Origin of the sequence: Christensenella minuta (assembly GCF_003628755.1) — a bacterium.
Lineage (GTDB): Bacteria > Bacillota > Clostridia > Christensenellales > Christensenellaceae > Christensenella > Christensenella minuta.
This window is the reverse complement of record NZ_CP029256.1, coordinates 98,902-112,113: the sequence shown is the minus strand read 5'-3', so window position 1 is coordinate 112,113 and position 13,212 is coordinate 98,902. Positions and strand designations below refer to the sequence as shown.

At 55.6% G+C, this 13,212-nt stretch carries 13 protein-coding genes; 3 read left to right on the top strand and 10 right to left on the bottom strand.

The genetic code is table 11. The features are described 5' to 3' along the window. Window positions 1–96: 96 nt before the first annotated feature. The 3 genes from B1H56_RS00540 to B1H56_RS15100 all read left to right on the top strand — a co-directional run bounded on the left by B1H56_RS00540 (window position 97) and on the right by B1H56_RS15100 (window position 2,214). Window positions 97–1,149 carry an inorganic phosphate transporter gene (locus B1H56_RS00540; RefSeq protein WP_066522228.1) on the top strand — a complete coding sequence of 351 codons (1,053 nt, stop codon included), beginning with the start codon at window positions 97–99 and terminating at the stop codon, window positions 1,147–1,149. 42 nt (window positions 1,150–1,191) lie between these two features. After that, window positions 1,192–1,815, top strand: coding sequence for a DUF47 domain-containing protein (locus B1H56_RS00535; protein WP_066522229.1), 624 nt, complete (start codon window positions 1,192–1,194; stop codon window positions 1,813–1,815). A gap of 138 nt (window positions 1,816–1,953) precedes the next feature. Then, a complete protein-coding gene (locus B1H56_RS15100; protein ID WP_066522231.1) occupies window positions 1,954–2,214 on the top strand; it encodes an integrase core domain-containing protein in 261 nt (86 codons plus the stop codon). A gap of 101 nt (window positions 2,215–2,315) precedes the next feature. Here the strand turns inward: B1H56_RS15100 and B1H56_RS14430 are convergent, their stop codons facing one another. The 10 genes from B1H56_RS14430 to garR form a co-directional block, all read right to left on the bottom strand. Continuing rightward, window positions 2,316–4,058: a carboxypeptidase-like regulatory domain-containing protein gene (locus tag B1H56_RS14430; RefSeq protein WP_066522236.1), complete on the bottom strand. Its 1,743-nt coding sequence runs from the start codon at window positions 4,056–4,058 to the stop codon at window positions 2,316–2,318. Between the two features lie 199 nt (window positions 4,059–4,257). Further along, on the bottom strand, window positions 4,258–5,010 hold the full coding sequence (locus B1H56_RS00515) for a fumarylacetoacetate hydrolase family protein (RefSeq protein ID WP_066522243.1): 753 nt from the start codon (window positions 5,008–5,010) through the stop codon (window positions 4,258–4,260). A 29-nt stretch (window positions 5,011–5,039) separates the two neighbouring features. After that, window positions 5,040–6,161, bottom strand: a complete 1,122-nt coding sequence (locus B1H56_RS00510) for a glycerate kinase (protein WP_066522246.1) — start codon at window positions 6,159–6,161, stop codon at window positions 5,040–5,042. Next, window positions 6,158–7,018: a sugar phosphate isomerase/epimerase family protein gene (locus B1H56_RS00505; protein WP_066522249.1), complete on the bottom strand. Its 861-nt coding sequence runs from the start codon at window positions 7,016–7,018 to the stop codon at window positions 6,158–6,160. Before B1H56_RS00505 ends, B1H56_RS00510 begins: the two co-directional genes overlap by 4 nt. Before the next feature lie 21 nt (window positions 7,019–7,039). Further along, window positions 7,040–7,183 carry a hypothetical protein gene (locus B1H56_RS14425; RefSeq protein ID WP_156468719.1) on the bottom strand — a complete coding sequence of 48 codons (144 nt, stop codon included), beginning with the start codon at window positions 7,181–7,183 and terminating at the stop codon, window positions 7,040–7,042. A gap of 82 nt (window positions 7,184–7,265) precedes the next feature. After that, window positions 7,266–8,651 carry a dihydrolipoyl dehydrogenase gene (gene lpdA / locus B1H56_RS00500; protein WP_121418942.1) on the bottom strand — a complete coding sequence of 462 codons (1,386 nt, stop codon included), beginning with the start codon at window positions 8,649–8,651 and terminating at the stop codon, window positions 7,266–7,268. A gap of 12 nt (window positions 8,652–8,663) precedes the next feature. Then, entirely contained in the window at window positions 8,664–10,205 is a 1,542-nt protein-coding gene (locus tag B1H56_RS00495; protein WP_162938940.1) for a dihydrolipoyl dehydrogenase family protein, read from the bottom strand. Between the two features lie 13 nt (window positions 10,206–10,218). Next, window positions 10,219–11,211 (bottom strand): alpha-ketoacid dehydrogenase subunit beta, encoded by a 993-nt coding sequence (locus B1H56_RS00490; protein ID WP_066523318.1) that lies wholly within the window; start codon window positions 11,209–11,211, stop codon window positions 10,219–10,221. A gap of 18 nt (window positions 11,212–11,229) precedes the next feature. Beyond that, the gene (locus B1H56_RS00485) at window positions 11,230–12,276 is read right to left on the bottom strand and encodes a thiamine pyrophosphate-dependent dehydrogenase E1 component subunit alpha (protein WP_066740028.1); all 1,047 of its coding nucleotides are present in this window, start codon (window positions 12,274–12,276) and stop codon (window positions 11,230–11,232) included. Between the two features lie 18 nt (window positions 12,277–12,294). Further along, window positions 12,295–13,185: a 2-hydroxy-3-oxopropionate reductase gene (gene garR / locus B1H56_RS00480; protein WP_066523317.1), complete on the bottom strand. Its 891-nt coding sequence runs from the start codon at window positions 13,183–13,185 to the stop codon at window positions 12,295–12,297. Window positions 13,186–13,212 lie beyond the last annotated feature (27 nt).

The window sequence follows — 13,212 nt, the reverse complement described above, 5'->3', positions numbered from 1 at the left end:
GTAAAAATAATTTCACGCAATTTAGAATTTTTTTATGATTTGCGGGTATATTAATTGATATAGTTGCAATCATTTTTCATAACAGAGGAAACCAACATGACGATTTCGCTTTCAGAGTTTATTTCCCAGCTCGGTTCCAATCCCGCCCTTTTGATTACCGTGATTCTGACGCTGGGTGTGATCCTCGTAAACGGATGGACGGATGCGCCGAACGCAATCGCAACGTGTGTCTCGACCCGTGCCCTAAGACCAAAGCCGGCTATTTTGATGGCGGCTGTTTTTAATTTTCTCGGCGTGCTGGTGATGACCATGATCAACGCTACCGTCGCCTATACGATCTATAGCATGGTGGATTTCGGCGGCGATCCGCACGAAGCGCTGGTTGCCCTGTGCGCGGCGATGGTTGCCATTGTGACATGGGCTACCGTTGCCTGGCTGTTTGGCATCCCCACCAGTGAAAGCCACGCGCTGATTGCCGGACTTTCAGGCGCGGCGATCGCCATGCACGGCGGACTCGGGGGTATCAACGGCGCGGAATGGGTCAAGGTCTTATACGGCCTTGCGCTTTCCACCGGGCTTGGGTTTGGACTTGGATGGCTGTCCGCGAAGCTCACCACCCGCCTTTGCAAATACAGGGACCGGCGCAGGACCGACCGCTTTTTCCATTACGGGCAGATCGGCGGGGCCGCGGCAATGTCTTTTATGCATGGGGCGCAGGACGGCCAGAAATTCATGGGTGTTTTCCTGCTCGGTATTTTCCTTGCCAAAGGACAGGCGAACGTCACTACCTTTGAAATCCCGATCTGGCTGATGATCCTGTGTTCGGCGGTGATGGCGCTTGGCACGTCGATCGGCGGATACCGTATCATTAAGGCAGTGGGCATGGATATGGTGCACCTTAAGGGATATCAGGGCTTTGACGCGGATATGTCCGCGACCGTGTGCCTGCTCACTTCGTCCCTCACCGGGCTTCCGGTCAGCACGACACATACCAAAACGACGGCAATCATGGGCGTAGGCGCAGCGCGGCGCGTCTCTTCCGTGAACTGGGGTGTGGTGAAGGAGATGTTCATGGCATGGCTCCTGACCTTTCCCGGCTGCGGTATCATCGGCTTTTTGATGGCCCTTTTGTTTATGGCCGTATTCTGATTCGTTTTCCTATGATATCAAATAAATTCCGGAGGATTTATCATGGCAAAAAAGCACTCTTTCGATTATTTTGAAGCATTTGTAAAAGCGGTGGATTCTTCCTGCGCCGCCGCTTCCCTTTTAAACGATACGCTCAGGAACTTCGACCCGGACAGGCTCGAGGAATCGATGACGGCAATGCATAAAATAGAGCATGCCGCAGACGGAGACAAGCACCGGATGATGAAGGTCCTGATCCGCGAGTTTCTGCCGCCCATCGAGCGCGAGGACGTTACCGAGCTGACGCAGAAAATCGACGACGTTACCGACGCCCTCGAGGATGTGCTGGTCAAAATCTATACGTTCAACATCCGCACCATCCGTCCGGAGGCTCTGGAGTTTATGGATATTATCGTGGCCTGCTGCTGTTCCCTGAAAAAAGCGGTGCAGGAATTCCGCAACTTCAAAAAATCCGGGCTGCTCAGCGACTGCATCATCGAGGTCAACGACCTCGAGGGCGAGGGAGACCTGCTTTATACCCGCGCGATGCGCGACCTGCACGTCAATTCGACCGACCCGATCGAAATCATGGTATGGTCCAAAACCTTCAACTATCTTGAGGGCTGCTGCGACGCATGCGAGGAAGTGGCGAATATTCTTGAGATCATCGTCATGAAAAACAGCTGAGTAAATAAAAAAGCGCCGTATACACAGCCGTATACAGCAGCAACCTCAAAGCAGACATGAAAAAGAGCATGCCTGCTTTTTTATGTAGAATACAAATTGATGTAAAAACAATGGGACGGACAGAAGGCCCCGGTAGTTTTGCACACTGGCCAAGGCTATGTCTATTCGTCCAGGGCTTTCGCCAAAGCCCACGAACAGTACGCTCGATGTCACGCCGGTACGCCCACGGATAATCCGGTGATCGAAGCGGTCAACGGCCGGATAAAGCAGGAGATGCGTTTAGATTTTAGCCTTCACCTATGCGGCAACCTTCAGGCCGCGCCGGATGAGTTTGTTTTCTATTACAATCATATCAGACCCGCCCTTGCCCTAAACTACAGAAGCCCTGTCCAATTTTGAATTGAACAAGGCTTCTGAGTTCACTCTTTTTATCGTCTGCTTTTTCTTGACAAGTTCGCTTTTAAATATGCCTTTTTTGTTTCCAGACCTATCTTTCCCGGTCAATCCTTAGTTCCGCTGTTTTTGCGGTCCTTGCCGCGTTTTACCAGGAATACCGCCAGTATGGCGGCCGCGGCTGCGGCGGCCGCCAGCACGATCACGAGGACGGGGCTGATTCCTCCGCCCGCCGTTTCCGCCGGGACAGGCGCGGGGCTTGCCTCCGGCGACGGCGGCGCCGACGGCTGGAGCGGTTTTACAGCCGCGCCCGAGGATACATCCGAGATTGTGAGGCCTCCGTTCCCGTCAGCCGTGAGATTAAGGTAGACCTTCCTTGCATCCCGCGCGATGCTGAGAATCAATTTTCCATTCCGGGATACAATACCCGTAGCATCCGCATCCTGCACGGTAAATTTCACCTGGCCAATATAGGCCCCGTCTTCCGCCGTTGCCGTAATTTTATGATTTCCCGTAGAGAGGGCGCTGATTTCAAAGTAGCCGCTGGCGTCCGTGACGCCGCTGAGCATACCATGATTCTCCGTGTTCAGGCTCTCTACTGTCGCCCCGGCAACGGTCTTTCCGTCCGCGCCTACAAGATAACCGTCCAGCCCCGGTTCGCCTTCCAGTTCGGCGGGCTGGTCTTTCTGGCCTTCATTTGCAGTTCCGCCATGCGGCATCGGCCGGTCTGATGCTTTTACAAGGACGAGCTCCGTTTTTTCACTTCCATCCGGATCGACATCCGCAGACATATAAACATCCTGCGTTCCTTCTTTGTATGTTACGGTATATACGCCATCCTTCAGGCTGACTGCAGTGGAACCGCCTTCCACAAATATCACCCTGCACTTTCCGCGCACATTCGTTTCATGGTCGTACACGCGCATGGTCTCCGCGTCGTCGGGATCGATATTAGAAAAATACACCGTCCCCGTCGCGTTTGCAATCCCCTGCTGGCTGTCGCCGATGCTCGCATAGTAGCCGGGCAAGGCGCTTCCCTTCGCATCCATCAGGTATAGCTTCAGATTGACACGTTCCGGCGGAGTGGTAGGGGCCGCTGTCGGCGTGGGCGTCGGCTGCTCCGTGGGCGTGGGCGCCGGCTGCTCCGTGGGCTGGGGCGTAGGCTGCTCCGTGGGCTGGGGCGTGGCGGTCGGAGTCGGTTCCGCAGTAGGCGTTGGTTCCATTGTAGAAGTCGGCTCCGGCGTCGGTTCGGGCAATACGCCGTCTGCCGCGCCGGTCATCAAAATTTTTCCGTCTGCCGGGACCCGGAATACAAAATCGACCGCCGGCGCCTTTTGATTGACGTTCACCTCGTAGGTATATACCTCTACATTATCGGGCACAAGCGGTCCCTTTGATGTTTTTGGCGCAGTATTTCCCGTTACGAGCGCCGCGTTTCGCGCCCGGGTCAGGTCAATCGTTTCAACGACATTCTCCGGCTGGTTCAGTATCTCCGTCTTATCCGCAGGATAAAGGTGCACCTTTACCGCCCCGGTAAGATCATCATCCCGGTCTTTGGTCACCAACTGAAAATCCGAAATGGGAACGGAGGGCAGGGAAAGTTTTCCATCCTTGTCTGTCACCCCGTTATACAGATATTCCGTATCCACATCCTCCTGTAGGAACACTTCCGTTTCCGCAAGCGGCTTGCCGTCCGTGCCGGTAAAAGCCAAGTTGATCCCAATGGCAGGAACCGAAGGGACCTTCTCCCCGTCTTCTTCCGGAGCAATAATTTCCGCAAAAGCGGGAAAGGCAAAAGCTACCAGAATCAGGGCTGCAAGGGTAATACAAAGCAGAATTTTCCGTTTCATCTTCTATCCTCCAGACAGTGCCAGACATCAAAAGATACGTTCGTCACTCGTACATTCATCATACCATACGGTTTCGCTCCGCTCAACTTATGTTTTCCTGCCCGCGCCGCCGGAAAAAAGGCATGCCCTTTTTCCGGCATGCCCGAAGCGCTGTGTGCTTGCCGGGTGGAACGCCGTCCTGTTCCGGCAAAATTTTACCTCAGCCGATATGGTTGCGCAGCGTTCCGATCCCGTCTATTGCGACGCAAATCTCATCGCCCGGCTCCATCGGCCCGATCCCCCCTGCCGTTCCGGTGGTTACGACATCCCCTGGATAAAGCGTCATGAAGCCACTGATGTATTCGAGCAGCTCGAAAACATCGAAAATAAAATCCTTCGTGTTTCCGTCCTGCACGACTTTTCCGTTGAGAACGGCCCGGATATGTGCATTTTCCGGATCGAACTCAGTTTCAATCCACGGTCCGAACGGACAAAAGGTATCGAATCCCTTGCAGCGCGCCCACTGGCCGTCCACTGCCTGCAGGTCGCGTGCCGTTACATCGTTCAGGCAGGTATAACCCAGTATGTATTCCGCGGCATCCCCGCGCCTGACCTCTTTGCATTTCTTTTTTACGACAAAGGCCAGCTCTGCTTCATAATCCAGCTGTTTGCAGACGCGGGGCTTTATGATCGTTCCTTCCGGGTCCAGCATCGAGCTGATCCATTTGGAAAAAATCAGCGGCTCCTTCGTCAGTTCCATTTTGATCTCTTCGGCATGGCTGCGGTAATTGAGGCCTACCGCCACGATGTTTTTCGGCTCGCTGGGCACGGCCAGCCCGCACTGTTCCAGCGGTAGTTCCTCTCCGCTGTAGCAGATGCCGTCATAGGGAGCTTCGCGCAGGAGCAGCGCCTTCCCATCCCGCAGCTGCGCATAGCGGATTCCCGCTTCCGTTTTTACTCTCGCTAATTTCAATACAAATTCCTTCCTTTCACCTGCCGCGCCTACCGCATCGCCTTAAAAGCAAAGAGTGAATCCGCCAGCAGCGCAAGGTCTTCCTTGCTGGTTTGCTTTGCAATCTCGAAGGGAACGGCCGCCTTATTTGTCGAAAAGACCGCTGTGATCCCTTCTTCATATGCCCGCGCGTAATCCGGCCCAATATCGCCCACCAGCGCGACGACCGGGATCCCCTCTTTTTTAGCGCGGCGGGCGACCCCGACAGGCACTTTCCCCTCCAGGCTTTGGCCATCCAGCATCCCCTCGCCGGTAATGACCATATTTGCGCCGCGGATTTTTTCGTTAAATCCAGCGGCATCCAAGATAAGGTCGATCCCCGGTACGATATCCGCCCCGAAGAACGCAAGCAGCGGAATCGCCATTCCACCCGCCGCACCCGTTCCCGGCGTGTGCAGCAAATCCTTGCCGGTGGCTTCGCGGACCAGTCCGCAAAACCGTACGATCCATTCGTCGATCTCTGCGATATCCTGCCGGGAGGCCCCTTTCTGTCTTCCGAACACCTGTGCGGAGCCTGTTTCCCCGCAGGCCGGATTTTTTACATCGCTCGCGATCAGTATCTTCAGTCCGTCCATCTCCCCCGGGACCACCGACGCATCAATACGGGCGATCTTTCCCAGCCCGCGCGCCGTAGGTTCCACCTCCGCGCCGCTGCCGTCGAGAAAGCGAACCCCCATTGCCGCGGCCATGCCAAGTCCCGCGTCCATTGTCGCGCTGCCGCCGATTCCCAGTATTATTTTCCGGCAGCCGCGCCGCGCCGCGTCGCGGATCAGCTGGCCCGTACCAAGCGAGGTCGCATCCATCGGCCGCTTCGGGTCCGCGGCCAGCATAATCCCGCTGGCGGCAGCCATCTCGATCACCGCCGTTCCGTCCGGCAGGATACCGTAGGCCGCCTGTTCCTCTGTAAAATTCGGCCCGGTCACTTCCACCGCTATCCGTTCGCCCACGCCCGCCAGCAGCGCGTCTACCATGCCTTCCCCGCCGTCTGAAACGGGTATTTTCACGATTTCGGCCCTGGGAAAATGCCGTGCTGCCGCCGCGCCGACAATGTCACATATTTCTCCGGACGTTATCGTTCCTTTAAATGAATCGGGCGCTATCACTATCTTCATTTTCCCATTTCCCGCGCCTTGCGCTCGGCATCCTTCATCTTCCTCATGAGCAGGATGCTTTCCGAAACATTATCCGTCTTGTTGCATCCTTCCCATTCCTGCCAGGTATATTCAATCCCAATAAAACCATCGTACCCTGTTTTTACCATTTCCGCAACCACCGCATCGTAATCGACCGCACTTTCACAGACCACGGTTTGCAGCCTTCCCTCCGCCGCGCCGCGCGCATGGAAATGCGATGCATACTTCATCAGCGGTGCGACCGCACCGTCGGCGACCCCCATTTTGGTAAAATGGGTATAGTCCAGCGTCAACGTCAGCCCCGGCACGTCTGCGGCGAGCTTTTCCGCCTTCTCCGGCGTATCTGCGAGCGAACCTAAATGTGCTTCCACCGCGAATACCAGTCCGCACTCCTTTGCCCGTTCCACACGCCACGCCAATTCCTCCAGCGCACGCCTATAGGAATCCCCGTATGTCTCTCCCGCAAACGCTACGCCGGGCAGACAGGTAATGTGCCCGCTTCCTGCCGCGCGCGCATACTCCATCAGCCTGCAAAACTGCGTACGCTCTTCTGCCCGTACCTTTGGGGAAGGGTGGTTTGCCGCGCGCGCTTGAAAATCAAACGCGCTTTGCAAAAAGACATCCGCAACGGCGATCCCCGCATCTTCTGCTTTGCGCCTGAGCGCCGCGCCGCGCGCCGCCGGCGCGTAAAACTCCCCGGACGGCCGCAGGTGGGACCGTTCTTCAAACAGCCCGACGTCGACCCCGTCAAACCCCATCATTCCAATCAGTTTCAGCACATCCCCGTGGAGGAGCAGCGGAAACGTAAAATCCGCGCACGCATACCGATATTCCATTTTGCAGGCCTCCTCACCCTTCTATTGATTTTTTTCCTCTTCTTTTTTGCACCGGCTGCACTTGTATCCGCAATATTCGCACGGACAATAGCATACGCCCTCTTCAAATACCAACTGAAATCCACACACCGGGCAAATCCCGCTGCATTCCCGTTTTCGCTCCATCTTTTCCTCCTTTCCCATATATGGCACTGTCGCTATCCCTAGGGGACAACGACAGTGTACGAGGATTATTTTAGCAACTTAATCAGATATGAACAGGTTTGCCATTTGCTATGTGGGCCGCTTCCATAACAGCCTCGCTGACTGTCGGGTGGGGGTGAACGACCTCTGCCATTTCTTCAACCGTCATTTCCATGCCGAGATAGCCAACGGCTCCCCAGATCATTTCCGTAACGTGAATACCCGCCATGTGCATTCCCAGGAGCTGGCCGTATTTTTCATCATAAACCAGCTTGACAAAGCCCGTATCGTCCCCATAAGCGATCGCTTTTCCGTTCGCCGAAAGCGGAAACACAGCCGTTCTCACATCATAACCGTTTTCTTTCGCTTCTTCCTCGGTAAGCCCCGCGCTCGCCACTTCGGGCACGGTATAGGTACATTTGGGGATATTGCTGTAATCGAGCGGCCCGCGGCGCTTTCCGCAGATGTGGTCAACCGCACGCATTCCCTGTGCGCTCGCCGCATGGGCAAGCGCCAGTTTTCCCGTTACGTCGCCGACCGCATAAATCCCGGGAACGCTTGTGCACATATTTTCATCTGCTTCGATGCACCCGCGCCGGTCCATTTTGATCCCGAAAAGCTTTAAGTTCAATCCCTCCGTATTCGGGCGGACCCCCGTTGCGGCAAGAACCGCTTCACTTTGCAGCTCGAACGTCTTTCCGTTTTTTTCAAAACATGCGCAAACCGTTTTTCCATCGTTTTTCACTTTGGCCAGTTTCGTGCCGGTATGCACGTCAAAGCCTTTTTTCCGGAACTCTTTTCCAACGAGCGCGGATATTTCCGCGTCTTCGTTAGGAAGCACACGGGGCAGCATTTCTATGATGTGCACGTCCGTTCCATAGGAACGGAACACCGTCGCGAACTCCATTCCGATCGCCCCGGCACCTATGATTATAATACTTTTCGGCGCGTGCGTCACCTGCAGCGCTTTTTTGGAATCAAGCACGTTTGGCATTGAATAATCGAGCATCGGAAGCGCAAACGGCTTGCTGCCTGTGGCGATTATAATATTCTTTGCCGCAAGCTTTTCGCCGGAAGCCTCAAGCGAAAGCTCTTTCTTCCCTGTGAAGGATGCGGAATCCCGATATACCGTGATCTTATTTTTTTTCATCAGGTATTCGATCCCATTCACGAGCCGCGCGCTTACCTCGCGGCTGCGCTTCTGCGCAGCCGCATAATCTGTTTTGATTTTCCCAGTGGAAAACCCAAATTTTTCTCCCTCGGAGAGGCCGCGCATAATTTCGGCGTTCCGCAGGAGGGATTTTGTGGGAATACAGCCCCAGTTAAGGCATACGCCCCCCCAATGTTCCTTTTCCACCAGCGCCGTCTTCCTTCCGCTTGTCGCCGCCTTGATCGCGGCCACATAGCCGCCTGGGCCGCCGCCGATTACGATTACGTCATAACTTGCCATAATGAGCACCCCTTATTTGGCAAGCAATGCCATGAAGTTTTCCAGCGTCCTGCACAGCTCCTGTGCGAAACGCGACGCCGGCGCCCCGTCGAGCGCCCTGTGGTCGTATGTCAGCGAAATTCCCATCGCCTGGTACGGCACCGCTTCCCCGTCCACCATCTTCAGCTTCGTCTGGATGTTGTTCACTCCCAGGATGCCCGTCTGCGGCGGGTTGATGACCGGCGTGAAATGTTCCACTCCGTACGTCCCCAGGTTCGATACCGTGAACGACGCCCCCACAAGAAGGTCCGGGGAGATTGTTCCCTCCTGCGCCTGCTTCGCCAGGTCCTTCGCCGCCCCCGCAATCTCGTTCAGCGACATTTTGTTCGCACCGAAAATCGTCGGCACCAGTAATCCCCGGGGCGTATCCACCGCCATACCGAGGTTCACGTCCGTAAAATAGCGCATCTTGTCCCCGAGGAAATGCGCGTTGAGGTCCCGGTGGTTCAGGAGCACGCGCGATACCGCGAAAAGGATGATATCGTTGAAGGTAATATTCGCGAGGCCAAATTTTTCCGCATTTTCCTTGACGATCTTGCGGTACGCCATGACCTGCGTTGCGTCGAAGGAAAAGGAGTGCGTCAGCTGGGCCATTTCGGAAAGGGACGCGTGCATCGACCTTGCGATCACCTTCCGGATATTCGGAAGAGCTACATCCTCGTATTCCGCTTCCGGTACTGCCGCCCCCGCAGGCGCGCAGACCGCAGCGCCGCCGCTCTGCAGGAACCTCAGAACATCAGCTTTTACGATCCGTCCACCCGGCTCTGCCGGGGAAACCAGCCGGAAATCGATTCCACTTTCCCGCGCAATTTTTTTCGCGAGGGGTGAAATCCTCACGCGCGTCCCTGCCACGTCTGCGGCCGGGACCACGGCAGGCTCCGCTGCGTAATCCGGCGCAGAAACTGCGGGATCAGAAGCCTGCGCCTTTGGCTCTTCCCCATTGACGCAGAGGTCGTCGTCTTCCTTATATTCTACGCCTTCGTCCACGAGCACCATGATGTCCGAATAGCATTCCACCGTCTGCCCTTCGTCTGCGAGGAGCTTGGCAACGATCCCGCTTTCCGCTGCATAAATTTCCTGCGTCGACTTATCCGTTTCCGCCTCTATGACCGGATCGCCCTCGTTCACCGTATCGCCGGGCTGCACGAGCCACTTTGTGATGACGGCTTCCGTCATATTTACGCCTATTTTAGGGAGCTGCATCCTGCGCACGCCCGCCTGCGGCGCATTACCCTGTGCTTTTTTCGGTTCCGCCGCTTCCTCCCGGTATTCCTCGCCCTCGTCCACGAGCACCATGATGTCCGCGTAGCATTCCACCGTCTGGCCTTCGTCCACGAGAAGCCTTGCGACTATGCCGCCTTCCGTGGCATAGATTTCCTGCGTGGACTTGTCCGTCTCCGCCTCTATGACCGGATCGCCCTCGTTCACCGTATCGCCGGGCTGCACGAGCCACTTTGTGATGACGGCTTCCGTCATATTTACGCCTATTTTAGGCAAAGCCATTTTTCTTGCCATAATCCTACCCTCTTTATCTGTTGTCGAGAACCTTGTATACCGCATCCTTGATTTTCTGCTCGTCCGGGATGCACAGGTCTTCAAGGCCTTTGTTGTACGGCATCGGCACGTTCAAAGCGCCCACGCGCACCGGAGGCGCATCAAGGAGGTCGAAGCCCCTGTCTATAATCTCGGAGACAATATCGCCCGCCATGCCGCCGCGGAGGTTTGCTTCCTGGCAAACAACGACACGGTTTGTTTTACCGATCGAATTCATGACCGTCTCATAGTCGAGAGGCAACAGGGAAATGAGGTCGATTACTTCGCAGGAAACGCCCTCTTTTGCGAGCTCTTCCGCCGCTTTTTTCGCGCGCAGCGCCATCATGGAATATGCGACGATGGTAACGTCCGTACCTTCGCGGCGCACAGCGGCTTTGCCGAACGGCACTGTGTACGTTTCGCCTTCCTCTCCATCCGGGACTTCGCCCTTGATCTGATAGCTTCTCTTGTGTTCAAAGAAGATGACCGGATTATCGTCCCTGAGGGCGGTTTTCATCATCCCCTTGACGTCGTAGGGCTCGATCGGCGCAACTACCTTGAAGCCCGGAACATGGTTGAACCAGGCCTCGAACGACTGGGAATGCTGGGCCGCGATACCGCCGCCTGCGCCGAACGGCGCGCGCACTACAAGGGGCATATGCACCTTGCCGCCGAACATATAGCGCATCTTTGCCGCCATATTGACAAGCTGGTCCATGCCGAGCGTGATCCAGTCCGAATACAGGACCTCCGCCACCGGGCGAAGCCCTGTCGCCGCCGCGCCTACGCACGCGCCTACAAACGCAGGCTCGGAGATAGGCGTATCGATCACGCGGTCTTTCCCATACAGGTTCATCAGGTCGAGCGTGATACCGAACGGGCCGCCGCGCACGCCGATATCGCACCCCATCATGATAATCGTGGGATCTATTTTCATTTCTTCCTTAAAGGCATCATTGAGTGCCTGTCTTACGGTTATGACTGCCATATTTCGTTCCTCCCAACCTTAGTAGATGATCTCGCCGTCCGCGTAAATATCGTCATAAAGCGTATCCGCCGGCGGTTCCGTACATTCGTTCTGCGCGTAGCTGACTGCGTCCGCGATTTCAGCGATGGCATCCTGCTGAATCGCGTTTACCTCTTCTTCGCCCAGGAGCTTATTGCCGACAAAATATTCTTTCATGCGCTTGATCGGTTCGTATTCCCAGAATATCTCATCCGCCTTCAGATCCCTGTACCATTGATCATCCGCTACAAAATGGCCGAGCAGGCGGATATAGCGCGCTTCGATGAGCGTGGGGCCACCGCCGTTCCTTGCCTTTTCCACCGCTTTTTTCACTGCGTTGTATACGTCGAATACATTGAAACCATCAATTTGCACGCCTTCGATCCCATAGCCGGCCGCGCGTTTGTAAAGGTCTGTCTCCCTGGCGACCCAGCCAAGCTTGGTCGCAATCGCGTACTGGTTGTTCTCGATGAGGAAGATCGCCGGCAGGTTCCAGGCGGCCGCCATGTTGATCGATTCGTGCCACACTCCCTGGTTCGTACCGCCGTCCCCGTGGAAGCAAATAGTGACACGGTCGTTTTTCAATACTTTCGCAGAGATTGCGCTGCCGATTGCAACCGGCATACCGCTGCCAACGATGCCCGTCGCGCCGAGCATTCCAATATCAACGTCTGCAATGTGCATCGACCCGCCCTTGCCGCGGTTGAGCCCCTCATATTTCCCATGGAGTTCCGCCATCATCGCGCGCGTATTTGCGCCTTTCGCGATGGTATGTCCGTGCCCGCGGTGCGTCGAGGTGATAAAGTCGTCTTTCGTAAGGTTTTCGCACGCGCCGACGGCGATCGCTTCCGCGCCGACATAGGAATGTGCGAGACCGTATATCTCATTTTTCATCCACAGTGTTTTCACCTGGGAATCGAATTCCCGGATGAGGCACATCTGGCGGTACATCCGCTTTTGTTCGTCAAGCGGCATCCCTTCGGGCGCCCGCAGTTCCTTGAGTGCCGGCAATGTTTGTTTTACATAGGCCTGTGTTTTCTTATCCATGATTATTCCCCTTCTGCTTTAAACTCTTCTTACTTCCACGCCCGCCAGCTTTTCATAATGACGGATGACCGCATCGTGATCGTTTTTCTCCATGCCCGCGGCTTTCAGCGCCTGCATGATCTCCATTACCTCCGCCGTCAGCGGTATGGGCGAATTCACAGCATGCGCGCAGTCGAGCGCGTTCTGCAGGTCTTTGATATGGAGCTCGATGCGGAAGCCCGGATCGAAATTGCCGCTGAGGACCATCGGCATTTTTGCGTCGAGCACGGTGGACCCCGCGAGGCCTCCGCGAATGGCATTGTATACCTTTTCCGGATCTACACCGTTTTTCGTCGCGAGCACCATTGCTTCACTCATTGCCGCAATGTTAAGCGCCACGATCACCTGGTTCGCCAGCTTGGTGACGTTTCCGCTGCCGACCTCGCCCACCAGTACCGCGGACGAACCCATTTTGAGCAGTATCTCCTCCACCTTTTTGAATGCCGCCTCGTCGCCGCCTGCCATAATTGCGAGCGTGCCGTCGATGGCTTTCGGTTCCCCGCCCGATACCGGAGCGTCGAGGAGCGTTACGCCTTTTTCACCGCATGCCGCGGCAATTTCCCGGGATACGATGGGGGAAATGGAGCTCATATCCACGATAATCGTTCCCTCTTTCGCGTTTTCCAGTATGCCGCCCGCGCCGAGAACAACTTCCTTTACATGCGGCGAATTCGGCAGCATGGTGAAAATTATACCTGCCGCCTGCGCCACCTCCGCAACCGAGGCGGCCGCCTGCGCGCCCGTTTCTCCGAGCTCTTTTACCGCGGCGGCCGCGATATCATAAACAACAAGATCATATCCTGCTTTCACTAAATTCTTCGCCATGGGTTTTCCCATGATTCCAAGGCCTATAAATCCGATTTTTGCCATAACCGTTCTTCCTTTCCTGTTTGTCTT